Annotated in this window: 26 protein-coding genes and 1 tRNA gene; 18 read left to right on the top strand and 9 right to left on the bottom strand. The window is 70.8% G+C overall.

Annotation, left to right across the window (positions count from 1 at the left end):
* Together QZ483_RS04920 and QZ483_RS04915 are read left to right on the top strand one after the other, a co-directional pair.
* The coding region (locus tag QZ483_RS04920; protein WP_297081872.1) for an aspartate kinase at positions 1-912 on the top strand (912 nt) is incomplete at its 5' end.
* Positions 909-1,979 carry an aspartate-semialdehyde dehydrogenase gene (locus QZ483_RS04915; protein ID WP_297081871.1) on the top strand — a complete coding sequence of 357 codons (1,071 nt, stop codon included), beginning with the start codon at positions 909-911 and terminating at the stop codon, positions 1,977-1,979. The genes QZ483_RS04920 and QZ483_RS04915, both read left to right, overlap by 4 nt.
* Before the next feature lie 133 nt (positions 1,980-2,112).
* On the opposite strand, the gene QZ483_RS04910 is transcribed toward QZ483_RS04915, so the two are convergent.
* Positions 2,113-3,720: an L-lactate permease gene (locus tag QZ483_RS04910; protein WP_297081870.1), complete on the bottom strand. Its 1,608-nt coding sequence runs from the start codon at positions 3,718-3,720 to the stop codon at positions 2,113-2,115.
* An 87-nt stretch (positions 3,721-3,807) separates the two neighbouring features.
* On the bottom strand, positions 3,808-5,010 hold the full coding sequence (locus tag QZ483_RS04905; RefSeq protein WP_297081869.1) for an ROK family transcriptional regulator: 1,203 nt from the start codon (positions 5,008-5,010) through the stop codon (positions 3,808-3,810).
* Positions 5,011-5,120: 110 nt separating this feature from the next.
* Here QZ483_RS04905 and xylA point away from each other — a divergent pair, with 110 nt between their 5' ends.
* From xylA to QZ483_RS04890, 3 genes are all read left to right on the top strand, one after another.
* The gene (xylA, locus tag QZ483_RS04900; protein ID WP_297081868.1) at positions 5,121-6,311 is read left to right on the top strand and encodes a xylose isomerase; all 1,191 of its coding nucleotides are present in this window, start codon (positions 5,121-5,123) and stop codon (positions 6,309-6,311) included.
* Between the two features lie 87 nt (positions 6,312-6,398).
* Positions 6,399-7,826, top strand: a complete 1,428-nt coding sequence (gene xylB / locus QZ483_RS04895; protein WP_297081867.1) for a xylulokinase — start codon at positions 6,399-6,401, stop codon at positions 7,824-7,826.
* A 35-nt stretch (positions 7,827-7,861) separates the two neighbouring features.
* Positions 7,862-8,206: a DUF2200 domain-containing protein gene (locus QZ483_RS04890; RefSeq protein ID WP_297081866.1), complete on the top strand. Its 345-nt coding sequence runs from the start codon at positions 7,862-7,864 to the stop codon at positions 8,204-8,206.
* A gap of 277 nt (positions 8,207-8,483) precedes the next feature.
* On the opposite strand, the gene QZ483_RS04885 is transcribed toward QZ483_RS04890, so the two are convergent.
* The 3 genes from QZ483_RS04885 to QZ483_RS04875 all read right to left on the bottom strand — a co-directional run bounded on the left by QZ483_RS04885 (position 8,484) and on the right by QZ483_RS04875 (position 12,202).
* A tRNA-Pro gene (locus tag QZ483_RS04885) sits at positions 8,484-8,560 on the bottom strand.
* Positions 8,561-8,612: 52 nt separating this feature from the next.
* On the bottom strand, positions 8,613-9,524 hold the full coding sequence (locus QZ483_RS04880) for a metallophosphoesterase (RefSeq protein ID WP_297081865.1): 912 nt from the start codon (positions 9,522-9,524) through the stop codon (positions 8,613-8,615).
* A 5-nt stretch (positions 9,525-9,529) separates the two neighbouring features.
* A complete protein-coding gene (locus QZ483_RS04875) occupies positions 9,530-12,202 on the bottom strand; it encodes a penicillin-binding protein (protein ID WP_297081864.1) in 2,673 nt (890 codons plus the stop codon).
* A gap of 93 nt (positions 12,203-12,295) precedes the next feature.
* Here QZ483_RS04875 and QZ483_RS04870 point away from each other — a divergent pair, with 93 nt between their 5' ends.
* On the top strand, positions 12,296-12,448 hold the full coding sequence (locus tag QZ483_RS04870) for a DUF4177 domain-containing protein (protein ID WP_144019012.1): 153 nt from the start codon (positions 12,296-12,298) through the stop codon (positions 12,446-12,448).
* Positions 12,445-12,918 carry a RidA family protein gene (locus QZ483_RS04865; protein ID WP_297081863.1) on the top strand — a complete coding sequence of 158 codons (474 nt, stop codon included), beginning with the start codon at positions 12,445-12,447 and terminating at the stop codon, positions 12,916-12,918. The genes QZ483_RS04870 and QZ483_RS04865 overlap by 4 nt, the downstream gene beginning before the upstream one ends.
* 162 nt (positions 12,919-13,080) lie before the next feature.
* Here the strand turns inward: QZ483_RS04865 and QZ483_RS04860 are convergent, their stop codons facing one another.
* Entirely contained in the window at positions 13,081-13,773 is a 693-nt protein-coding gene (locus tag QZ483_RS04860; RefSeq protein WP_367117085.1) for a Crp/Fnr family transcriptional regulator, read from the bottom strand.
* Positions 13,766-14,179, bottom strand: a complete 414-nt coding sequence (locus tag QZ483_RS04855) for a hypothetical protein (protein WP_297081862.1) — start codon at positions 14,177-14,179, stop codon at positions 13,766-13,768. Before QZ483_RS04855 ends, QZ483_RS04860 begins: the two co-directional genes overlap by 8 nt.
* Positions 14,180-14,294: 115 nt before the next feature.
* Between QZ483_RS04855 and nth the strand changes: the two genes are divergently transcribed.
* Positions 14,295-14,999: an endonuclease III gene (gene nth / locus QZ483_RS04850; protein ID WP_297081861.1), complete on the top strand. Its 705-nt coding sequence runs from the start codon at positions 14,295-14,297 to the stop codon at positions 14,997-14,999.
* Between the two features lie 42 nt (positions 15,000-15,041).
* Here the strand turns inward: nth and nhaA are convergent, their stop codons facing one another.
* Together nhaA and QZ483_RS04840 are read right to left on the bottom strand one after the other, a co-directional pair.
* Entirely contained in the window at positions 15,042-16,397 is a 1,356-nt protein-coding gene (gene nhaA, locus QZ483_RS04845) for a Na+/H+ antiporter NhaA (protein WP_297081860.1), read from the bottom strand.
* Positions 16,398-16,443: 46 nt separating this feature from the next.
* On the bottom strand, positions 16,444-17,160 hold the full coding sequence (locus tag QZ483_RS04840) for a response regulator transcription factor (protein ID WP_297081859.1): 717 nt from the start codon (positions 17,158-17,160) through the stop codon (positions 16,444-16,446).
* Positions 17,161-17,216: 56 nt separating this feature from the next.
* On the opposite strand from QZ483_RS04840, the gene QZ483_RS04835 reads away from it, so the two are divergent.
* From QZ483_RS04835 to QZ483_RS04790, 10 genes are all read left to right on the top strand, one after another.
* The gene (locus QZ483_RS04835; protein WP_297081858.1) at positions 17,217-17,951 is read left to right on the top strand and encodes a hypothetical protein; all 735 of its coding nucleotides are present in this window, start codon (positions 17,217-17,219) and stop codon (positions 17,949-17,951) included.
* A gap of 75 nt (positions 17,952-18,026) precedes the next feature.
* Positions 18,027-18,461, top strand: a complete 435-nt coding sequence (locus QZ483_RS04830) for a thioredoxin family protein (protein WP_297081857.1) — start codon at positions 18,027-18,029, stop codon at positions 18,459-18,461.
* 22 nt (positions 18,462-18,483) lie between these two features.
* Positions 18,484-18,924 carry a DUF4395 domain-containing protein gene (locus QZ483_RS04825; RefSeq protein WP_297081856.1) on the top strand — a complete coding sequence of 147 codons (441 nt, stop codon included), beginning with the start codon at positions 18,484-18,486 and terminating at the stop codon, positions 18,922-18,924.
* A 155-nt stretch (positions 18,925-19,079) separates the two neighbouring features.
* Entirely contained in the window at positions 19,080-19,640 is a 561-nt protein-coding gene (locus tag QZ483_RS04820; protein WP_297081855.1) for an FABP family protein, read from the top strand.
* Positions 19,641-19,680: 40 nt separating this feature from the next.
* On the top strand, positions 19,681-20,832 hold the full coding sequence (locus QZ483_RS04815; RefSeq protein ID WP_297081854.1) for a folate-binding protein YgfZ: 1,152 nt from the start codon (positions 19,681-19,683) through the stop codon (positions 20,830-20,832).
* Between the two features lie 49 nt (positions 20,833-20,881).
* Positions 20,882-21,142, top strand: coding sequence for a type II toxin-antitoxin system Phd/YefM family antitoxin (locus QZ483_RS04810; RefSeq protein WP_297081853.1), 261 nt, complete (start codon positions 20,882-20,884; stop codon positions 21,140-21,142).
* A 2-nt stretch (positions 21,143-21,144) separates the two neighbouring features.
* Complete coding sequence (locus tag QZ483_RS04805; protein WP_297081852.1) at positions 21,145-21,576, top strand: type II toxin-antitoxin system VapC family toxin; 432 nt, start codon at positions 21,145-21,147, stop codon at positions 21,574-21,576.
* A 32-nt stretch (positions 21,577-21,608) separates the two neighbouring features.
* The gene (locus QZ483_RS04800; RefSeq protein WP_297081851.1) at positions 21,609-21,968 is read left to right on the top strand and encodes a DUF2516 family protein; all 360 of its coding nucleotides are present in this window, start codon (positions 21,609-21,611) and stop codon (positions 21,966-21,968) included.
* A 33-nt stretch (positions 21,969-22,001) separates the two neighbouring features.
* Positions 22,002-22,427: a D-aminoacyl-tRNA deacylase gene (gene dtd, locus QZ483_RS04795; RefSeq protein ID WP_297081850.1), complete on the top strand. Its 426-nt coding sequence runs from the start codon at positions 22,002-22,004 to the stop codon at positions 22,425-22,427.
* A 265-nt stretch (positions 22,428-22,692) separates the two neighbouring features.
* Positions 22,693-23,426 (top strand): Clp protease N-terminal domain-containing protein (locus QZ483_RS04790; RefSeq protein WP_297081849.1); only part of this gene is annotated, 734 nt, incomplete at its 3' end.

Genomic DNA, 23,426 nt, shown 5'->3' with positions numbered 1-23,426 from the left:
CTCCAGAAGGCCGTCGCGGACGGCGACGTGGCGATCGTCGCCGGCTTCCAGGGCCTCCACCCGGAGACCCAGGACGTCACCACGCTGGGCCGCGGCGGCTCGGACACCACTGCCGTCGCGCTCGCAGCGGCGCTCGCCGCCGACGTCTGCGAGATCTATACGGACGTGGACGGCGTCTTCACTGCCGACCCCCGCATCGTCCCAACCGCCCGGCGCCTCGACCGCGTGTCGTACGAGGAGATGCTCGACCTCGCCGCCTCGGGCGCGAAGGTCCTCAACCCGCGCTGCGTCGAGTACGCGCGGCGCTTCGACGTGCCTATCCATGTGCGCTCGTCCTTCTCAGGTCTTGAAGGGACCTGGGTCACGGGCGACACTGAAGAGGGAGAAGAGATGGAAGACCCGATCATCGCAGGAGTCGCGCACGACCGCTCCGAGGCCAAGATCACGGTCATCGGCGTGCCCGACGTGCCCGGATCCGCCGCGCGCCTGTTCGAGGCGGTCGCCAAGGCCGACGTCAACATCGACATGATCGTCCAGAACGTCTCGGCGACCGTGACCGGCGTCACCGACATCTCCTTCACCCTGCCCACGGACGCGATCCCGCGCGCCACCGCCGCGATCGAGGCCGCCCACGAGGCGATCGGCTACGCCGAGCTGCGCACCGACGACACCATCGGCAAGATCTCGCTGATCGGCGCCGGCATGCGCTCCAACTCGGGCGTCTCCGCCAAGTTCTTCGCGGCCCTGCGCGACGCGGGCGTCAACATCGAGATGATCTCGACCTCAGACATCCGCATCTCTGTGGTGACCCGCTCGGAGAAGCTCGACGACGCCGTGCGCGCCGTCCACACCGCCTTCGAGCTCGACTCCGTCGAGGGCGAGGCCGTGGTCTACGGAGGTACCGGACGATGACTCTCACTCTTGCCGTTGTAGGCGCCACCGGTCAGGTGGGCACCGTCATGCGCGAGCTGGTCGCGGACCGCTTCCCCGAGGCGAACGTGCGCTTCTTCGCGTCGTCGCGCTCGGCTGGCACCGTGCTGCCGCACCTGGGCGCTGACATCACCGTCGAGGACATCGCCTCGGGCGACTACGCCGGGATCGACATCGCGATCTTCTCCGCGGGCGGCGGGCCGTCGCGCGAGTATGCGCCGAAGTTCGCGGCCGCGGGCGCAGTCGTGGTCGACAACTCCTCCGCGTGGCGCATGGACCCCGAGGTTCCCCTCGTCGTGTCCGAGGTGAACCCGGACGCGCTCGACGAGATCCCGAAGGGCATCGTCGCGAACCCCAACTGCACCACCATGGCCGCGATGCCCACGCTCAAGGCGCTGCACGAGGAGGCCGGGCTGGTCCGCCTCGTGGTCTCGACCTACCAGGCCGTGTCCGGCTCGGGCGTGGCCGGCGTCGCCGAGCTGGGCGGTCAGGTGCGCGCAGTCGCCGGGGAGGCCGATGCGCTGGCTCGGGACGGCGGCGCCGTCCCGATCCCGTCGCCTCAGGTGTACGTCGAGCCCATCGCCTTCAACGTCCTGCCGTTCGCGGGCGACCTCGTGGGCGACGACTCGAACGAGACCGTCGAGGAGCGCAAGCTGGTCGACGAGTCGCGCAAGATCCTGGGGCTTCCCGAGCTGCGCGTGTCCGGCACCTGCGTGCGCGTGCCCGTGTACTCGGGCCACTCGCTGTCCGTGAACGCGGAGTTCGCCTCGCCGATGTCGCCTGCGCGTGCGTACGAGATTCTGGCCTCCGCGCCGGGCGTCGTGGTGGACGAGATCCCCACGCCTCTCAAGGGCGCCGGGAAGGACGAGACCTTCGTGGGCCGCATCCGTCAGGACCAGGGCGTGGACGACGGTCGCGGCCTCGCGCTGTTCATCGTGGGCGACAACCTGCGCAAGGGTGCGGCGCTCAACGCGGTGCAGATCGCGGAGCTGGTCGCGGAGCGCATCGAGGCCCGGGTGGCCGCCGCCTCACCGCAACTGGGAGCGTAACCCGGCCCGCGCATCGGCCCTCCTGGCGGTGCGATTTCGCTCGTCTAAGCCCTGAGGCGAGCGAAATGGGCCCGACTCGCTCGTCTACGGGCCGAGATGAGCGAAATGGATCCACTTCGCTCGCGCAACGCGGTCAGACGATCAGCCAGGCCATCGCGCCGATGATCGCCAGGCACACGGCCGCGACGGGGAGCGCACGATTGAGCACCTCGCCCTCGCGGCCCGACAGCCCCACCGTGGCTGCGGCGGCGACCACGTTGTGCGGGCAGATGATGTTGCCGATCGCGGCGCCCGCTCCCTGAGCACCCAGCAGCGGCAACGGGTCCAGGTCCGCGGACAGCGCGGTCTGATCCTGGAACTCGGTGAAGAGGATGTTCGACGCGGTCGCGGATCCGGTCATGAATGTGCCGAGCGCGCCCACGAAGGGGCTCAGCACCGGCCACAGCCCGCCCGTGGCGGCCGCGGCGACGGCGAGCTCCGTGGTCATGCCGGACTCCGACATGGTGAACGCAACGGTCACCATCGCGACCAGCGCCACGAACACCGGCACCACCTGGAACGTCGCCTTCTCGAAGGCCCGGCCCACGTCCTTGAGCGGAGCGCGCTGCCAGATGCCGCCGGCGACGAACGCGACGGCCAGCAGTAGGCCCGGGTGGTACAGCGGCTCGATGTGCTCCGAGAAGTGGTCGAACAGCTCCCAACTGATGGTCCAGGACTGCGTCGCCTCCTTGACCGGGGGCACCAGGCGCGTCACCAGGACCAGGACCACCAGCACCAGGTACGGCGCGGTGGCGGCGAGGAAGCTCATCGGGGGTGCGTCGGGCGCGTGGCGCTCCTCGCGGTCCGCCTCGATCGTCTCCTCGGCGGCCTCGTGCACCCGCTCCTCGGCCGCGAGCTCCTCGGGGCTCATGAGGTCCTCGCCGGCGGCCACCCGTGCGCGCAGGCGGCGGTTGACCACCCACCGGACGACCCCGATGAACATCGCCGCGCCGCCGATGGCGCCCACGAGGGACGGCAGCTCCGGGCCCACGAAGCGCGCGATCAGCAGGTTGGGGACGAAGAACGCGAGGTACGCGACGCCCATCCACTTCCACGGCGGCCCGGCCGTGGGCAGGAGGGTGCCGACCAGCCGCGCGACCATGAACGCGAGCACCAGACCCACGACGGCCGTGTACGGAGCGACTGCCCACGACAGCTCGAGGGGCTCGTAGTCGACGATCGCGAGCTGAGCGAGGGTGGGCGTGCCGACGGCGGCGAAGGGCACGGCCGATGCGTGTCCGAGCATGGCGGCCACGACGGCGGTGACGGGTTTGAAGCCCGCCGCGACGAGGAAGGGAGCGGCGAGCGCGACCGGCGTGCCGAAGCCGGCGGCCCCCTCGATCAGCAGGCAGAAGAACCACACGATGAGGAGAGCGGCCACGCGCGGATCCGGAGTAATGCGCGACAGCCCCGCCTCGAGCGCCCGAGTCGCGCCCGTGCGCTGCTGGAGGTGGTGAATGCCGAGCGCTGGGCCGATGATCAGCATCACGGTGAGCGCCACGAAGCCGGCGCGCGCCAGCACCCCGACGATGCCCTCCACGGGTCCGAACGGGTCATCGTCGCCGCCGAACTCGAAGGCGGTGAGCGCGAGCACCATCGCGCCGAGGGCCGCCGTGCCGCCAGCGAGAGCCGCAGACCACTTCGCCACGACCATGAGCAGCAGGATCGCCGCGATGGGAAGGACGGCGAGCACCGTCAGCATGGGCGGTCACCTGCGGGTGAGAGACACGCGTCGCTGCTCATGCGCCCAGCCTGCCACGGTCCGGCGCATCGTGTCTGCTAGACGGGCTCAGGACGGGGTCGGCACCTCGGCGCCCAAGGGGTCAGCGAGCAGGTCGGCGAACGCGAGCTCCGCGGCGCCCACCATGAGCAGTTCGTCGCCGAGCTCGGCTCGCACGATCTCGAGCCGCTCGCCGAGCGGCGCGAACACTGCCTCACCCAGCGCCTCGGCGAAGCGCGCCGGCTGGCGTGCCTGAAGCGCGCTGAGGAAGCCTCCGAGCAGCACCGCCTCCGGGTTGAAGATCGAGACGAAGGATCCGGTCGCGAGGGCGAGGGTGTCGATCTGGTGCTCGACCTCCGCCGCGAGCTCGTCGGACCCGCTCCCCAAGGACGCCGAGACGTGGGCGTGGTCGATGCCCGCCTCACCGGCGGCACGCTCGAGGCGCTGCAGATTGACCTCGGTCTCGAGGCAGCCGACGCGCCCGCAGTGGCACTGCTCGCCATCGGGCCGGACGAGGGTGTGTCCCAGCTCGCCCGCGAAGCCGTCGGCACCGCGCACGACGGTGCCATCCGTCAGGATGCTCCCGCCGATGCCGGACACTGAGCCATTGAGATAGATCACGTCGCGACGGCCCCTGGCCGCGCCGAACAGCGTCTCGGCGACCAAAGCCGCGTTCGCGTCGTTGTCGACTGCGACGGGGACGCCCAGGGCCGCCTCGAGGGGCGCTGCCACGGCCTCCCCGCTCCACAGCAGGTGCGGAGCGCGAGCGACCGCTCCCTCGCGGGCGCGCACCAGTCCGGGCACAGCGACGCCGGCGCCCACCACGCGCCACGAGCGCCCCTGAGTGAGGACGCTCACCGCGGCAGCCACGGCGGCCACCACCTCGTCGACGCTGGGGATCGCGTCCTGCTCCACGCGCGTCGTGGCGTGAACCACTCCGCCCAGGCCGACGATCCCCACGACGACCGCGTCGACGTCGGGGTTGATCGCGACGGCGACCACGTCCGGATCGGGGACGACGATCGGGCTCGGGCGACCGACGGACCCCGTGGCCGGCGCGCTCTCCGCGACGAGACCCGCCGCCACCAGATCGGCGACCAGCAGGCCGATGGTGGAGCGGTTGAGGCCGGTGGTCCGCGTCAGGTCGGCGCGCGACACCCCGTTGCCGTGGTGGACGAGGGAGAGCAGGGTGGACAGGTTGTGTCGACGGGTCGCCTCGTTGCGGCTCCCGCGTCCGGCGACGAAGGGTCGTCCGGCGACGTGCTCGACCATGGGTGCGGTGTCTCCTCACTGGTGCGGGTCCCCACATTTTGACAGGTGCGCCCCAGGGACTTATGTTGTAGCCAGCAACCTAACAGATCGATGAGGATCGGAGCCCCATCATGTCACCCACCCCCACGCGCGAGGACAAGTTCACCTTCGGACTGTGGACCATCGGCTGGAACGCGCAGGACCCCTTCGGGTCGGCGACTCGAGGCCCCGTCGACGCCGTCGACGCCATCCACAAGCTCTCGGAGCTGGGTGCGTACGGCATGACGTTCCACGACGACGACCTGTTCCCGTTCGGGTCGCCCGACGCCGAGCGCCAGGCCGCGATCGACGCCCTCAAGAAGGCGTGCGAGGACACCGGCATGGTGATCCCGATGATCACCACCAACACCTTCAGCCACCCGGTGTTCAAGGACGGTGGCGTCACCTCGAACGACCGCGCTGTGCGCCGCTTCACGCTGCGCAAGATCCTGCGCAACATCGACCTCGCCGCAGAGCTGGGCGCGAAGACCTTCGTCATGTGGGGCGGCCGCGAGGGCGCCGAGTACGACTTCTCCAAGGACACCCGCGTCGCCCTCGAGCGTTACCGCGAGGCGGCGAACATCTTCGGCCAGTACGTGCTCGACAAGGGCTACGACATCAAGTTCGCCATCGAGCCCAAGCCCAACGAGCCCCGCGGCGACATCCTGCTGCCGACGGTGGGCCACGCCCTGGGCTTCATCGAGACGCTCGACCACCCGGAGCTGGTGGGCCTGAACCCCGAGGTGGGCCACGAGCAGATGGCCGGCCTGAACTTCACCGCAGGCATCGCCCAGGCGCTGTTCCAGGGCAAGCTGTTCCACATCGACCTCAACGGCCAGCGCGGGATCAAGTACGACCAGGACATGGTGTTCGGCCACGGCGACCTGATCAACGCGTTCTCGCTGGTGGATCTGCTGGAGAACGGCGGGCCCGACGGCGGTCAGGCCTACACCGGCCCGCGCCACTTCGACTACAAGCCCTCGCGCACCGAGGACATCACCGGCGTCTGGGAGTCCGCGGCGGCCAACATGCGCACCTACCTGCTGCTCAAGGAGCGCGCCGCGGCCTTCCGTGCCGACCCGGAGGTTCAGGAGGCGCTGGTCGCCGCGAAGAACGACCAGCTCGCTCAGACCACGCTGGCGGCCGGCGAGAGCACCGCTGACCTCCTCACGGACGCGAGCGCCTACGAGAACTTCGACCCCGAGGTGTACTTCGACGGCGAGGGGTTCGGCTACGTCCGCATCCAGCAACTCGCCATCGAGCACCTCATGGGTGCCCGCTGATCCCTCCCCCACGCCCCGCCCCTTGCCGCGTCCTCCTTCGCGGCGAAGGGCGGGGCACCTTTCACGACTGACCAGGAAGGACGCGCGATGACGCTCGTCGCAGGCATCGACTCATCGACCCAGAGCTGCAAGGTGGTCGTGCGCGACCTCGACACGGGCGCGGTGGTGCGCACGGGCCGTGCCAGCCACCCCGACGGCACGTCCGTGCCTCCTGCGGCCTGGTGGAGCGCGCTGCGCGAGGCGCTCGACGGCGCGGGCGGGCTGGCCGACGTCGCCGCCGTGTCGATCGGCGGCCAGCAGCACGGCATGGTCGCTCTCGACGCGGCGGGGCGCGTCATCCGCGACGCCCTGCTGTGGAACGATACCCGCTCGGCGGCCGCGGCCCAGGACCTGGTCTCCGAGTTCGGCGCGGACGCGCTCGCCGAGCGCACCGGCCTGGTCCCGGTCGCGTCCTTCACCTCCACCAAGCTGCGCTGGCTGCGCGACGCCGAGCCCGACAACGCGGCACGCGTCGCGGCCGTGGCCCTGCCCCACGACTGGCTGACGTGGCGCCTGCGCGGGTTCGGGCCCGCCGACGAGTCGCCGCTCGGTCCCGTGCTCGACGAGCTCACGACGGACCGTTCCGACGCCTCCGGCACCGGCTACTGGAGCCCGGTGACCGACGAGTACGACCGCGAACTCTTGGTCGCAGCGCTCGGCCACGACGCCGTGCTGCCGCGCGTCCTGGGCCCGGGCGAGGCCGCGGGCCGCGGCGTCGCCGGGTATGACGCGACAGCCGATGCGGTGGTCGGGCCGGGTGCAGGCGACAACGCGGGTGCGGCGCTGGGACTTGGGGCGGGCGAGGGCGACGCGATCGTGTCGATCGGCACGTCCGGCACCGTCTTCGCCGTGACCCCTGTGCCGGCGCGCGACGTCAGCGGCGCCGTCGCCGGGTTCGCGGACGCCTCCGGGCAGTTCCTCCCGCTCGTCGCGACCCTCAACGCCGCGCGCGTGCTCGATGCGTTCACGCGCGTGCTGGGCATCTCGCACGACGAACTCGGCGAGCTCGCGCTGGACGCCGAGCCCGGCGCAGGCGGTGCCGTGCTCGTCCCATATTTCGAAGGAGAGCGCACTCCCAACCTGCCGGACGCATCGGCCTCCCTGACCGGACTCACACTGGCCTCCACCACCCGCGAGAATCTCGCGCGCGCCGCGATCGAGGGGATGCTGTGCGCGCTCGCCGATGGCCTCGCGGCCGTGCGCGCCCAGGGGCTGTCGCCGCGCAGGCTGCTGCTCGTGGGTGGCGCGGCGCAGAACCCCGCGGTGCAGCAGATCGCCGCACAGGTGTTCGACGCTCCCGTCGAGATCCCCGAACCGGCCGAGTACGTGGCGCTGGGGGCGTCAGTGCAGGCCGCGTGGGCGCTCACGGGCGAGCGGCCGTCGTGGCCCGTCGAGACGGTCGCGACGCCCGCGCCGGACTACCGCCCCGAGATTCAGGCGCAGTACGCGGCGGCCGCGGCGGCGTACACGAACTGACCGGCTCGACCGGGCGCGGTGTCTACGATGGATGCATGAGCCACCGCATCTTCGCCATGCCCGTGTCCGAGGTGTACCCGCACTACGTGACGAAGGTTGAGAAGAAGGGGCACACGGTCGCCGAGCTCGACCAGGTGATCGAGTGGCTCACCGGCTTCGACAAGGCCGCGCTCGACGGTCATCTCGAGGCGGGCACGACGTTCGAGGACTTCTTCGATGAGGCGTCCCTCAATCCGAATGCCGAGCTCATCACGGGCGTGATCTGCGGAGTCCGGGTCGAGGAGATCGAGGACCCGCTCATGCAGAAGATCCGGTACATGGACAAGCTGGTGGACGAGGTCGCGCGCGGCAAGCGCATGGAGTCCATCCTGCGACACTGACGGGCCCGCGCGGGTCGGCCTACCTCGCCCGTGGTCTCGCGGTCGCCCCGGGCCGTCCGTGCGCCCCGCCAGCCTCCACTGGGAGACAAGCGCGCTCCAGAATCGACACTGAGCCTCCACTGGCGCGCTCAGAAAACCGGCCTCGAACCTGAGCGCGGTGATGGAGCCTCAGTGTGGATCTGACCGCGGCGCGTGATCCTGGTGGAAGACCAGCGCGGGCGCAGCGGCCGGACATGACGAAGGGGCCCGGCACACGCCAGGCCCCTTCGTCAGCAGATGGTCGGGGTGACAGGATTTGAACCTGCGACCTCCTCGTCCCGAACGAGGCGCGCTACCAAGCTGCGCCACACCCCGAATTGAAGCCGTGCCAGCATACCTGAGAACAGGCACCTGAACCTAACTGGCGCTACGCCCTCCTGGGCAGCAGCGTCAGCATGGTCGCCTCGGGCCGGCACGCCACGCGAATGGGCGTGTACGGCGACGTCCCGACACCCGCCGAGACGTGCAGCCACACGCTGTCCTCGCCGCCCGGCTGGTCCGGCCGAGCGCCCGGCCAGCCGTGCAGTCCCTTGGCGCGCGACGTGTCCAGGTCGCAGTTGGTCACGAGCGCGCCGTAGCCGGGCACGCAGACCTGACCGCCGTGGGTGTGGCCCGCGAGAATCACCGATGCACCGTCTGCCGCAAGCGCCTCGAGCGCGTGCGCATAGGGCGCGTGCGCGACGCCGATGCGCAGGTCGCCACGGTCCGTGTCCGGCGCTGGCATCGCGTCGCGGCCCAGGTGAGGATCGTCGAGTCCGGCGAAGGTCACGCGCGAACCCGCGACCTCGAGAGTGCCGCGCGCGTTGTTGAGGTCGAGCCAGCCGCGCCCGGTCAGCCCGGACGTCAGAGCGGCGTGATCGAGCTCGACGGCGTCGCCCCGCAGCCGGGTGGGCGAGACCAGGTAGGTCAACGGGTTCTTGGGGCGCGGACCGAAGTAGTCGTTGGACCCGTGCACGAACACCCCGGGGAAGTCCAGCAGCGGCTCGAGGGCCTCGAGCGCAGCGGGTGCGGCGTCCACGTGAGCGAGGTTGTCACCGGTGTCGACCACGAGGTCGGGTCGGAAGCGCGCGAGAGAGCGCACCCACGCGATCTTGCCGCGCTGGGACGGCGTGACGTGCAGGTCGGACAGGTGCAGGATGCGCAGCGGTCGCGAGCCGGGGTCGAGGACCGGCGCGGCGACCTGACGCACGGCGTACGACCGCGCCTCGACGAGGCTCCAGGCGAGCACGCCCGCGCCCACGACGGTCGTCGCGCCTGCGGCGCGCGTCAATGCTCCCATCGGCGTCAGTCGTCGCCGCCGCCGCGGCCGCCTCGGCCACCGCCGCCCCGGCCCCCGTCGTCGTCATCGTCGTCGATCGGGTCGCCGTCGTTGTCGAATCCAGGACACGGCTGGTTGGTGTCCTCGTTCCAGTTGTCGTCGCCCTCGCACTGCTGGACCCAGCCGTTGGGCGGGTTCGACGCGAATGACGACGGGGGCCACGAGTCACCCCACCAATCGCTGGGGGCCTCGTTGCGGTCCCAGCCGCTGGGCCAGTTGTACCACCAGTCCGGGTAGGAGTCCGTCGCGAGGTAGAGCGTGATCGTGCTGCCGGGCGTCATCTTGCCGCCGGAGCTCGGGCTCTGGGCCGCCACCGAGCCCACGGCCACCGAGTTGGAGAAGACGCGCGTGTCCGAGACCTGCACCCGGAACCCGGCCTCGGCGGCCAGGTACCGCGCGGTGGACTCGGAACGGCCCGTGAGGTCGGGCACGACCACGGGCACGCCGTTGAGCATCTCGTCCGAGACGGACGGGAAGCCCAGCACCTCGGCTCCCTCGAGGGCGCGCTCCATGAACGCCTCCCACGTGGGTGCCGCGAGCGTCGAGCCGTAGAAGAAGTTCTCGTAGCGGCCGCCGATGGTCTTGAACTGCTGCGGGTCGTCCTCGTCGGGGTTGCCCAGCCAGAACACCGAGACCAGCTGCGGGGTGAAGCCCGCGAACCAGGTGTGCGCGTTCTTCTGCGACGTACCGGTCTTGCCCGCGGACGGCCGGCCGTCGAGCTGCGTGAAGCGACCCGATCCGTCGGTCATGACTCCCTGCATCGCGTAGGTGACGCCGGCGGCGACCTCGGCGGAGATGGCCTGGCGGCAGTCCTGCTGGGGCACGGGGACCTCGGTGCCGTCGGGACGCGTGATCGACAGGATCGCGAGGGGCTCGCAGTGGATGCCCTCGTTGGCGAACGTCTGCATCACGGACGCCATGGTCAGCGGCGACGCGTTCTGCGTGCCGAGTGTCGCGGACGGCACCTTCTCGAACGGCGCTCCGTCGGCCCGCTGGAATCCGAGCGTCTCCGCCATGTCCGCGATGCCGCACAGGTCGAGCTGGCTCGCCATCGCCACGTACGCGGTGTTGACCGAGTTCGCGGTCGCCTGGAGCACGCTCTGCGCGCTCGCGCTCGTGTTGCCGGTGTTGCCCGGCTTCCACGCGCGGCCGTAGAAGTTCACGGGGCCTTCGCACGAGTCGACCCAGTCGCCGTCGTCGTACTCGGTGATGCTTCCCGGGACGATCTGCCGCAGGCCGTGGCCGGTGTTGAGCCACTCCGCGAGGATGATGGGCTTGAACGTCGAGCCGGGGCTGAACCCGCGGGATCCGCCGTACGCGCGGTCGGTCGAGTAGTTGATCGACGTCGAGTTGGGCGCCTCCGCGGCGGGGTCGAAGTCACGGTTCTGCGCCATGGTCAGGATCTCGCCCGTGTCGGGATCGAGCGCGACCGTCGCCATCGCGTACCCGGACTCGTCGTCCTCGGGGAGCGTGTTGCGCAGCTCCTGATTCGCGATCTTCTGCTTCTTGACGTCGAGCGTGGTCACGATGTCCAGGCCACCGGTCCACAGCAGGTCGGTGCCGCTCACCTCGTCCGTGTTGAAGACCTCGTGCTCGGCGATGATCTTCGTGACGTAGTCGCAGAAGAAGGGAGCGATCTCGGACGCGGAGCAGGAGAACTTGGGCTGCGACACGTTGAGGGTCTCCTCGACGGGGATCGCCTCCCACTCGTCGAACTCGGCCTGCGTGATCATCCCCTCCTCGAGCATCGCCCCCAGCACCGTGTCGCGGCGGATCTCGGCGTTCTCGTAGTTGTCGACCGGGCCATCGTCGGTGGTGTAGACGCGGGTCGGGTCCCACTTCGAGGGGTTCTGGGTGATGCCCGCGATGGTCGCGGCCTCGAGCGCCGTCAGCTCGGAGGCCGGCTTCGAGAAGTAGTACGTCGCGGCGGACTCGACGCCGTAGATGTTCAGGCCGAACTGCGCGATGTTGAGGTACTGCTGGAGGATCTCCTCCTTGCCGCAGTCCACCCCGGGGTCCTCGCCGCTGCAGTTGGTGCCGTAGGTGGTGTCGAGCTGGTCCTCGAACGCGAGGGCGAGACGCCATTCGCGGATCTTTCGCGGGATGGAGGCCTCGGTGGCGGACGCGATGGCCTCGGTGTCGTCATCGCTGACCGCGCGCTGCAGAATGCGGTTCTTGATGAGCTGCTGCGTGAGCGTCGAGGCACCGGCGTTGGAGTCCTCCGACACGTTGCGGTAGACGGCGGAGAGGATGCCCTCGCCGTCGACGCCGTGGTGCTGCCAGAAGCGGCGGTCCTCGACGGCGACCACGGCCTTCTGCATCCAGGGAGAGATCTCCTCGAGCGGCACGACGACGCGGTTCTGGCTGTAGAACGTGGCCAGCAGCGTCTTGCCGTCGCGGGCGTAGATGTTGGACTGCTGCGGGAGGGTCGGATCCACCAGATCGTCCGGAAGCTCCTCGAAGAGCTCGACCGAACCGCTGACCGCGGAGCCGGCGACCGTCACGGCCGGGAGCGCGATGCCCGCGAGCAGGAAGCCGCCGATCACCGCGAACGCGACGAACGCGACCAGCGAGACCAGCAGCTGCACCACCGTCACGTGGCCATCACGGCGCGCGCGGCGAGAAGTGAACAAACCCATGTACCAACCTAACGTTCTGGCCCCGGTGAGCCACCCTGGTGCCCAACGAGTCGCGCCGGTGAACGGTTCCTGCGCGCGCGATAGTCTCGTCACATGACTCAGTGGGAATATGCGACTGTACCTCTCATCGACCATGTGACCAAGCAGATCCTCGATCAGTGGGGCGAGGACGGCTGGGAGCTGGTGCAGGTCGTGACCGGCCCCACGGGCGGTCTCGTGGCCTACCTGAAGCGCCCCAAGTCATGAGCGCGTCGTCGCGCCTGGCGGACCTGGGGATCACGCTGCCGGAGGTCGCGATCCCCGTGGGCACCTACGCGCCCGCGCGCAGGCACGGCGACCTGATCTACACTTCCGGTCAGCTGCCGCTGGTCGACGGCGAGCTGGTCGCGACGGGCCTCGTGGGCTCCCGGGCCGGCGACGTGGGCCCCGAGCGCGCCGTCGAGTGCGCTCGCGCCGCAGTGCTCAACGCCCTCGCCGCGGTCGCCGGGGTCGCCGGAGGCATCGACTCGGTGCTCGGCATCGTGCGCATGACGGGCTACATCGCCTCGGCCCCGGGCTTCACCGGCCAGCCGGCGGTGCTCAACGGCGCGAGCGGGATCCTCGCGGACGTCTTCGGCGAGCCGGGACGCCACGCGCGGTCGGCGGTCGGCGTCGCGTCGCTCCCCCTGGGCGCACCGGTCGAGATCGAGCTCGTCGCCGAGCTGCGCCCCTTCTGACGCTCCTGGCGGTCGATTCACGCTCACCTACGGCCTGAGGCGAGCGACATGGGCCCATTTCGCTCGGGTCGGGGTGAGGGGAGCGCGCATGCACCGCGGGGAGGGCCGATGCGGGTGGTGCGTGCCGTACGCGCGGCGACCCGCGCATCGGCCGGGCGGGCGCTAGCGCGAGCGAGCGCGCAGCCGCTCGGGCTCGTAGACCTCGACCGAGCCGATGTGGACATCGATCCAGCCGCGTGACGCGAAGTCCGCGAGCGCCTTGTTGACCGTCTCGCGCGAGGCGCCCACGAGCTGGGCCAGCTCCTCCTGCGTGAGCCCATGGCGCACCGTCACGTGGCCGCGCTCCATGCGGCCGAACCGGTGCCCCAGGTCGAGGATCGCCTTGGCGACGCGTCCGGGGACGTCCGAGAACACGAGGTCGGCCATGGTGTTCGAGATGCGCCGGATGCGCTGCGCGAGCGCGCGCAGCAGGTGACGGGACATCTCCAGGTGGTCGTCGAGCCACGCGTCGAGCACCGCCTTGGGGAGCTCGTAGATGATCGAGTCCTCGACGGCGTGCGCGCGCGACAGGCGCGGACCCGGGTCGAACACGGACAGCTCGCCGAGCATGTCGCCCACGCCCAGCAGGCCCAGCAGATTCTCGCGGCCGTCGCGCGCGGTGCGCGCCATCTTGACCTTGCCCTTGACGACCACGTAGAGCGCCTGGCCCTCGTCGCCCTCGTTGAAGATCACGTCGCCCTTGGCGAGCTCGCGACGCGTCATCATCGCGATCAGCGAGCGTGCGTTGGCGCCGTCCATGCCCCCGAACAGCGGGGAGGAGCGCAGGAGCTGCTCTTCGCGCGGCGATTCACCCACGGTCGCCTCCCGGGGGAAGGGGGTTCATGCGGCGCTGCTGGCCCAGTGCTCTCACCATCTGCGCAGTCACCATCTCCAGATTGTCGCCAACACGGTCTTCGTATGACTTTAGCCGTGCGTCGAGCGATACGAGGGCCTCCACACTGGACGGCGTCGCAACTTCCCCGTGCGGCCACACTGCATCGCTGAGCTCGTTGGAGGTGGGCGCATCGGCCGCGAGGGCCTCCCACGCGTCATCGACCCCGAGCTGCTCGAGGTCCTGCGCGTCGGTCAGCTGCGCGATCGCGAGATCCTTGCGGGCGGCGACCAGGCGGCGCCACCAGCGCACGCGCGCGAGCTCGCGCCTGATCTCCCGCCTGCGGTGACGCAGCTCCGTGACCTGAGCCGTGACGTCCGACGTGGCCACTTCCACCTCCGAGCTGTCGATGCGTCGGGGGCAGCGCCTCCGACTCCCTGTGTATCGGCCGCCCCGTGGCCGCCCTTGAGGGTCCGCTCTCGCGGTCGATCTAGAGTGGTGGATCATGGCCAGCCGCACTCCCCTGACCGTCGCGACGCCCGACATGGAGTCGCCGCCCGTCGCACTCACCCGGCGCGCGCGAGCCGTCAACCGCGCCCTCGCGGAGGTCTACCCCGACGCCCATTGCGAGCTCGACTACGAGACCCCGTTCCAACTGCTGGTCGCCACCGTGCTGAGCGCGCAGTGCACGGACGTCCGCGTGAACCAGGTGACGCCGGGGCTGTTCGCGGTCTACCCGGATCCGGCCGCGATGGCCGGCGCGGACCGGGACCGGCTCGAGGCGCTCATCAAGCCCACGGGCTTCTACCGCGCGAAGGCAGAGTCGCTGCTGGGGCTGAGCCGCGACATCGTCGAGCGCTACGACGGCGACGTGCCGGGGCGGCTGCGCGACCTGACCACACTGCGCGGGGTGGGCAGGAAGACGGCGAACGTGGTGCTGGGCAACGCGTTCGGAGTGCCGGGAATCACCGTGGACACCCATATGGGCAGGCTCGCCCGCCGGCTCGGCCTGACCGTCAACGAGGACCCCGTCGTCGTGGAACGCGAGCTGATGGCGCTGATCGAGCGCCCCGAGTGGACACTGTGGTCGCACCGGGTGATCTTCCACGGGCGCCGGCGCTGCAAGGCGCGCAAGCCCGAGTGCGGCGCGTGCGAGATCGCGGCGCTGTGCCCGTCGGCGCCCGGCGCCAAGGTGCGCGCACCCGCGTGACCCCGCCCGCGCATCGGCCCTAAGACCGATGCGCGTCGCCCGTCAGTGCTTGCCGGGGCCGGAGTCCTCGGCGTCAGGCGCGGGCAGCTCGTCCACGTCGACGTCCTCGCGAGCGCCGAGCGCGCCGTAGCGCTGCGCCACGATCCGGGACTCCTCAATGGGGGTCGAGCGCCGCTCGTAGATCCGGCGGTAGTGGCGATCGCGCCACGTGAGGAGCGCAGCGCCCAGGATCGCGGCCGTGACCGACCCGAACAGCACCGACATCTTGACCTCTTGGATGACCGCGCCCTCGCCCTCGAACGCGAGGTCGCCGATGAGCAGCGAGACGGTGAAGCCGATACCGGCGACGAATCCCACGGAGCCCACGTCCCACCACGACAGGCCACGATCGAGCCCTTGCTTGAGCACCTTGGCCGCGATGAAGGTGAACACCAGGATGCCGAGCGGCTTGCCGATCACCAGACCCAGGAAGATTCCCTGGGCGATCGGGTCGCCAGCGGCCTCGGCGACGCGCTCCGCGCTGATCGCGACGCCGGCCGCGAACAGCGCGAACACCGGCACCGCGACGCCCGCGCTGACGGGCCGCCACACGTGCTCCCAGTGCTCAGCGAGCGACGACCGCTCGCCCTTGCGCGCGACCGCGGGCACCACCATGCCGAGCGCGACGCCGGCGATGGTCGCGTGGACTCCGGCGGCGTGCATGGTGCCCCACGCCACGAGGGCGATCGGGATGAGGATCCACCAGTGCGTGATGCCCTTGCGCGCCAGGAAGCCGAACGCGGCGATCGCGACCGCGGACGCCGCCAGCCACTCGAAGTGCAGATCATCGGAGAAGAAGGCCGCGATGATGATGATCGCGAGGAGGTCGTCGACCACGGCCAGCGTGAGCAGGAAGGCGCGCAGCGCGTTCGGCAGCCACTTGCCGACCACCGCGAGGACGGCGATCGCGAACGCGATGTCCGTCGCCGTGGGCACCGCCCACCCGTCGATCGAGCCGCCGTTCTGCATGACGTTGACCGCAACATAGATGCCCGCGGGCACGGCCATGCCACCCACCGCGGCGACGATCGGCACGATCGCGGTCGCGGGCTTGCGCAGCTCACCCGCGACGATCTCGCGCTTGAGCTCGAGGCCGACCACGAAGAAGAAGATCGCCAGCAGGCCGTCCTTGGCCCACCCCTCGACGGACAGGTGCAGGTGCAGCGCCTCGGGCCCGAACTCGAACGCCTTGATGGACTCGTAGGACTCCGCCCACGCAGAGTTCGCCCAGATCAGCGCGATCACCGTGGCGGCCAGCAGCAGGATGCCGCCGGTGCGCTCGGCGCGCAGGACGTCGGCGAGCGTCCGCTCGGTCGACGGCGTGAGACGCGAGAACAGGCGAGTGCGGGGCTGGGCCATCAGGCCTCCTGAAGGAGCGAAGCGGGGCGGGGGATCGGGTCCCAGCCTACCGAGCGGACTCCGAGTCCTTCACCACGGCGGACGGCTTGGGCTGCGGGGGGTCGAACCGGTAGCCCACGTTGCGCACCGTGCCGATCAGGTGCTCGTGCTCGGCGCCCAGCTTCGCCCGCAGGCGGCGCACGTGCACGTCGACGGTGCGCGTGCCGCCGTAGTAGTCGAAGCCCCAGACCTCCTGCAGCAGCTGGTCGCGGGTGTAGACGCGGCCCGGGTGCTGCATCAGGTACTTGAGGAGCTCGAACTCCTTGTACGTGAGGTCGAGTGGCACACCCTTGAGCCGCGCGGTGTAGCCACCCACGTCGACCGTGAGGTCGCCCGAGGAGAACTCCGCCGCCTTCTCCAGGGGGTCCTCCGTGCTGGCGCGGCCCACGACCAGCCGGATCCGCGCCTCGACCTCGGCGGGAGAGGCATCGGCGAGGACCACGTCATCGGCTCCCCAGTCGGCATTCACGATCGACAGGCCGCCGTCGCGCAGCACGAGCAGGAGCGGCACGGAGACGCCGGTCACCTGGACCAGCTTGCAGTTGTTGCGGGCCTCAGCGAGGTCGTGGCGGCCGTCGACGATCACGACGTCGGCGTCCAGCGCGTCGAGCATCGCGGACGGCTCGGGGGGCAGGACGCGCGTGCGGTGGGACAGCAGTCCGAGCGCGGGCAGGACGTCGGCCGGCCCGTCGCCGGACGGTGTCAGCACCAGCAGGTCAGCCATCCCTACCTCCGTTCGGGCTTAACTGTAGCGGCGAGTCGCATGGGAGACTAACCTCCATGAATCCCACCACCCGGGCGACGATCACCGCTGTCGCCGCATCGGTGATCGCGGGAACCGGGATCTTCGGGACGCGCTATCTGGCGCTCGGGGTGTTCGTGGTGATGGCCGGCTTCGCGGTCGGCTGGCCCGTGCTGACACGAGTGTCCCGCCGCTGGATCAGCACCGGGATCATCGGGGTCGGCTCGATCGTGGGTCTGGGCGCCGTGGTCCTTGGCAGGGACGAGCCGTATCTGCGCTACATGGCTGTAGCCATCGCGGGCATCGTGGTCGTGGCGCTCGTGTCCGAGGTGTTCTTCCCGTCCGCACCCGGCAGGGCGGTCACCTCGGTGGCCGCGACCGCGTCCGGAGGGGCCATCGCCGCATCGGGCGCCGCGTGGGTGGCGTCGAACCGCACGGTGGGGGCCGAGGACCTGGTGGTCGCCGGTGCGGCTGCCCTCGCGATCGCCGCCGTGGCGTCCGTCCTCACGCACCATGCCACCGTCAACACCGTGCTGGCGCTCGTGCTGGGGGCAGGATCGGGCGCGCTGACGGGGTGGCTGTTCGACTCGATCACCTGGTACGGCGGCATCCTCGTGGGGCTCGCGGCCGGGATCTCGGTCGTGCTGCTCGCGGAGATGTACCGGCGGGAGCCGCGCCCCCACTCGGTGTGGGCGGGAATAGCCTCGGGCGTCACGCCTGTTCTGGTCGCGGGAGTGCTGGTCTATCTGGGCGGCCGGCTGCTGATCGGCTGAACCCGTCCGGGCAGCGCCGATGCGCGTCCGCGGGCGCGCGCGTGAGATAGAGAGTTTCGAGGAGTCTGAGGGCCGATGCTGGAACGAGTGATCATCGTCGTGGCCGTGCTCGCCGTGGCGAGCATCGCGTACTGGTGGTGGCAGCGACGTCAGGGCCGCGTCCGCGCCGCGAGCGCGGACGTCGAGCTGAGCGCCGAGGACCTGGGCGCGCCCCGAGGGGCGCACGCCACGTTCGTGCAGTTCTCGACGCCCATGTGCTCGAAGTGCCCCGGCACGGCCCGACTGCTGAAGTCCGTCGCGGCCGAGCAGGTGGGGGTGACGCACCTCGAGATCGACGCGTCCGAGCGTCTCGACCTGGCCAGGCAGCACCAGATCATGCGCACCCCGACCACGCTGGTGCTCGACGGCACCGGCGCCATCGCGGCGCGGATGGATGGCGCCCCCACCCCCGACCAGGCGCGCGAGGCGCTCGTGGCGGTGGCGAACCGCGCGACCGGCTGGTCCATCTAGACTCGTCGCCCAGGAGGAGACCATGAACGACGATATTCAGATCGATCCGCGCGGGTACCGCTTCGGCGCCGGCGTGACGCTGGTGGTCGCCGCGCTCGCGCTCGTGCTGGGTGCCGGCACCGCAGGACTGATCCTCATGGCCGTGCTCGTAGCGATGTTCCTCCCCGGCGCCCTGATCGGCCCACAGGCCACCGTGCAGTCGGCGATCTTCAAGCGCCTGATCCGTCCCCGCATCGGCCCGCCGTCGGAGACCGAGTCCTTCCGTCCCCCGCGCTTCGCGCAGCAGATGGGCCTGGGCATGTCGATCGCCGCGCTCGTGCTCGGCGCGCTGGGGCTCACGTGGGGATTCTGGCTGTTCGGCGCGTTCGTGACCGCCGCGTCGTTCCTCAACTCCGTGTTCGGCTTCTGCCTCGGATGCGAGATCTATCTGCTGCTCAAGCGCGCGGGAACGCGCACGGCCTAGATGCAGCCTGGACACCACGCAGAGCCGCGTGGGTAGGATCGGAGAATCATGACTGGACTCGAGATCGCCTTCACCGGCCTGGCCATCGCCGCCTTCGGCGCGACCGCCTGGATCACCGGGATCATCGGCTGGCGCATGCTGAAGGGCCCGCGTCGGTGACGTTCGTCCTTCCCGAGGGCCTCGCGCCTGAGGTCTACCCGCTCGCGTGGCTCGTGGGCCGGTGGGCCGGAACAGGGGAGGTCGCGTACCCGGGCGTGCCGCGCGCGCCCATCACGCAGGAGGTCATGTTCGACCACGACGGCGGCCCGTACCTGACGTACTCGGCCACCACGTCGATCGCGGGCGACGGCGACGAGCCCGGCCAGGTGTGGGCCGTCGAGTCCGGGTTCTGGCGGGTCGCCCCCGAGACTCCCGAGGGCATGGAGCTGGCCGAGCATCAGCACCCGCTCGAGGTGGTGCTCTCGGACGCCTCCGGGCTCCTCACCTGCTACATGGGTGCGACGGGCAACGGCCGCGTCGATCTGGCGACGCGCTTCGCCGCCGCCACCGAGTCCGGTCCCGAGGTCCGCGGCGCCACCCGCATGTACGGCAACGTCCACGGGCGGCTCATGTGGGCGTGGGACCTGGCGGCATTCGGTCAGGACCTGCAGTCGTACATGAGCGCCGAGCTGACGAGGGTGGACGACCCCGACGGCGCGCCCGCCGCCGACGCCTGAGACCGTGGAATCCGATACGCCCGCCGCGCGTTCCTCAGCCATGACCTCCTCACCGCTCCTGTCCCGGCACGGCGCCGTCGACGACACCGGTCCCGATGCCGGCGTCGCGTGGCACTACGGCGACCCCACCGCCGAGCAACGCGCGCTCGAGGCCGGCCGCGCCGTCGCGGACCAGTCGCACCTGGGCGTCGTGGCCGTGACGGGCCCCGACCGGCTGTCGTGGTTGGACTCGCTGTCGACGCAGGCCGTCGGGGAGCTGGCTCCCGGACAGTCGACCGAGCTGATGATCCTGTCGCCGCAGGGCCGCATCGAGCACGTCGCGGCCGTGACCGACGACGGCGAGACCACGTGGCTCATCACCGAGACCCCCGAGGGTCTCGCCGCGTTCCTCGACCGCATGCGCTTCATGCTGCGGGTCGAGGTGGCCGATGCGACCGCCGACTGGGCGGCGATCGGCGAGGCCGTGGGCGCCCCCGCCGCGGCAGGCGAACCCGTGACCTGGGTCGACCCGTGGCCCGGCATCACTGCGGGCGGCACCACGTACGCGCAGGCGCCCGAGCAGCCGCACCCCGGCGCGGAGCGCGCGTGGCGGCTGGTGCTCGTCCCTCGCGCCGACCTGGAACGTGAGATCGAGGCGCGCATCGAGGCCGGCTGGACCCTCGTGGGCACGTGGGCGACCGAGGCCGCCCGCATCGCCGCTCATCGGCCACGCGCCGGCCATGAGGTCGACGAGACCACGCTGCCGCACGAGCTGGACTGGCTGCGCACCGCCGTCCACCTGCACAAGGGCTGCTACCGGGGCCAGGAGACCGTCGCGAAGGTGCACAACGTGGGGCGCCCGCCGCGCCGCCTCACGATGCTCCATCTCGACGGCTCCGGACATGCTCTCCCTGAGCTCGGAGCGCCCGTGATGAGCGGGCACGGCGACGAGGCGCGCCCGGTGGGCCGCGTCACCTCCGTGGCCCGCCACCACGAGCTGGGCCCCGTCGCGCTGGCGATGGTCAAGCGCTCGGTGGACCCCGCGACCGTGCTCACCGTTCCGTCCGAGGGCGGACCCATGGCGGCGAGCCAGGAGCTGATCGTGAACGCGGACGGCTTCTCCGCGGATCGCCCCGACAAGCCCGGCCCCACCATGAAGGGGCTGCTGATGGGCAAGGGCTGCGCGGCGGACGGCGGCGACCTGCCCGAGTAGGCCGCGCGCCCCCCGCGCGCGCCGCGTGTCCCGGAGTACGGTGACAGTCGTGGAGATCTCAGTGAGCGAGCTGCGCAAGGGCCTGACCACGGCCCTGGCCGCCGCCAAGGACGGCGAGGACGTCATCATCACCGAGCGCGGCCTGCCCGTGGCCCGGCTCACCGACGTCGGGTCTGCGGACCTGCTCGCCCGGCTCGAGGCCGACGGCCTCATCACCCCGCCCGCCGAGTCCCGTGCGGTGCCCCGGCTCCCACAGGCCGAGGCCGCGAAGGACGCCCTGTCGAGCCTGCTCGGCCGCATGCGGAGGTAGCGGTGGCGCTCGTCTACATGGACACGTCGGCACTCGTGAAGCTGTGCGTGCTCGAGACCGGCACGGCCCTGGCCGTCGGACTGTGGAAGCACGCCGATGCGCTGGTCACCTCCCGCATCGCCGATGCCGAGGTGCGATCCGTGCTCGCGGCAGCCGAGCGCATCGGCCGCATCGACGCGGCGCCCGCCGCCCAGGCGCGGGACTGCTGGGCCGAGCTGTGGCCCTCGCTCGCCACAGTCGAGGTGACGGCCGCGATCGCCCAGCACGCGGGCGACCTCGCGGACCGGCGGCCCCTGCGCGCCGGCGACGCGCTCCACCTCGCGAGCGCCCTGGCGCTGCGCGACGCGTCACCCGTGCTCGCGGCGTGGGATCGCCGGCTGGCCGAGGCCGGGCGTGCGGAGGGGCTCACCGTCCTGCCGCCTACACTGGCCTGAGCATCACCGTCACGTCTGCGTAAGGACCCCCCGTGTTCGCATTCCTCCAGGAGCTCGTCATCTGGATCATCTCGGCCGGCGCCCTCGTCGGTTCGATCTGGGCGTTCGTCGACGCCGTCAGATACCCGGACCAGACCTTCACCAACGCGGGCAAGAAGTCCAAGGGCATCTGGCTGCTGATCCTGGGCGCCGCCGCAGTGGTGGCCTTCATCTCGATGCCGCCGCTGCCCATCGGCCCCAACATCCTGGGCTTCGGCGGCGGGGGCGCGCTGGGCCTCCTCGGCATCGCGTCGATCGCGGTGGTCATCTACTACTTCGTCGACGTGCGCGTGAAACTGCGCGAGAACAACTACGGCTCGGGCGGCGGCGGGCGCTCGTCCGGCGGCTGGTGAGCGGCCGCATGGCAGGCGTGGTGCGCTGAGCCGATGCGGGCAGTGCTGCAGCGCGCCTCGCGCGCCTCGGTGACGGTCGAAGGCCGTGTCACGGCCGCGTTCGACAGGCAGGGCGTCGTCGCTCTCGTGGGCGCCACCCACGACGACGGGCCCGAGCAGGTCGAGACCATCGCGCGCAAGATCGCCGAGCTGCGAATCCTCGACGGGGAGCAGTCGGTCTCCGATGTCGGCGCGCCGATCATCGTGGTCTCGCAGTTCACCCTGTACGCGGACGTGAAGAAGGGACGGCGGCCGTCCTGGAACGGGGCCGCGCCAGGCCCCGTCGCCGAGCCGCTCGTCGATGCCGTGGTGTCCGCGCTGCGCGCGCGAGGCCTGACGGTCGACACCGGGGTGTTCGGGGCGATGATGGATGTCGAGCTCGTCAACGACGGGCCCATGACGATCCTGCTCGAGGCCTAGGACCGCCGCGGACCCTTCTCACGCACGGACGGCCCGCTCGTGCGTGGATGTAGCGCCGGAAGCGCTGTTCCCACGCACGTTGCCGGTGTCGATGCGTGGATTCCGCCCGGAGCGCGCATCGGCCCGTGTTACGGGCATGTCACACCTGTCACGCCCCTGGCGAACACGGGCATGAGCACCCCTCTTCGCTGGTTAGCCTGAATCCAACGGCACAGGTGACTGTGGCGACCCCGGCGCATCGGCCGGACGAAGTGAGGAGGACACCATGTTCGAGCGGTTCACCGATCGAGCCCGTCGTGTGGTCGTGCTTGCCCAGGAAGAGGCACGCATGCTCAACCACAACTACATCGGGACGGAGCACATCCTCCTCGGCCTTGTCCGCGAGGGCGAGGGCGTCGCCGCGAAGGCACTCGAGGCCATGGACATCTCCCTCAACGGCGTGCGCGAGCAGGTCCAGGAGATCATCGGCGAGGGCTCGCACGCCCCGTCCGGCCACATCCCCTTCACGCCGCGCGCCAAGAAGGTGCTCGAACTGTCGCTGCGCGAGGCGCTCCAGCTGGGACACAACTACATCGGCACCGAGCACATCCTGCTAGGCCTCATCCGCGAGGGCGAGGGCGTGGCGGCTCAGGTGCTCGGCAAGCTCGGCGCTGACCTGGGCGGCGTGCGCCAGCAGGTCATCCAGCTGCTCAGCGGCTACGAGGGCAAGGAGCCCGCGACCGCCGGCGGCGGGGGACCGCAGGAGGGCCAGCCCTCGGGCTCGACGGTCCTCGACCAGTTCGGCCGCAACTACACGCAGGCCGCGCGCGAAGGGAAGCTCGACCCCGTCGTGGGACGCGAGATGATCCAGGAGCGCGTCATGCAGGTCCTGTCGCGCCGCACCAAGAACAACCCCGTCCTCATCGGCGAGCCCGGCGTCGGCAAGACCGCCGTGGTCGAGGGCCTCGCCCAGGCGATCGTGCGCGGCGACGTGCCCGAGACCCTCAAGGACAAGCACCT

Origin of the sequence: uncultured Demequina sp. (genome assembly GCF_913055775.1) — a bacterium.
GTDB lineage: Bacteria > Actinomycetota > Actinomycetes > Actinomycetales > Demequinaceae > Demequina.
Note: the sequence above shows the minus strand (reverse complement) of the source record. Positions and strands in the feature narration are given on the sequence as shown.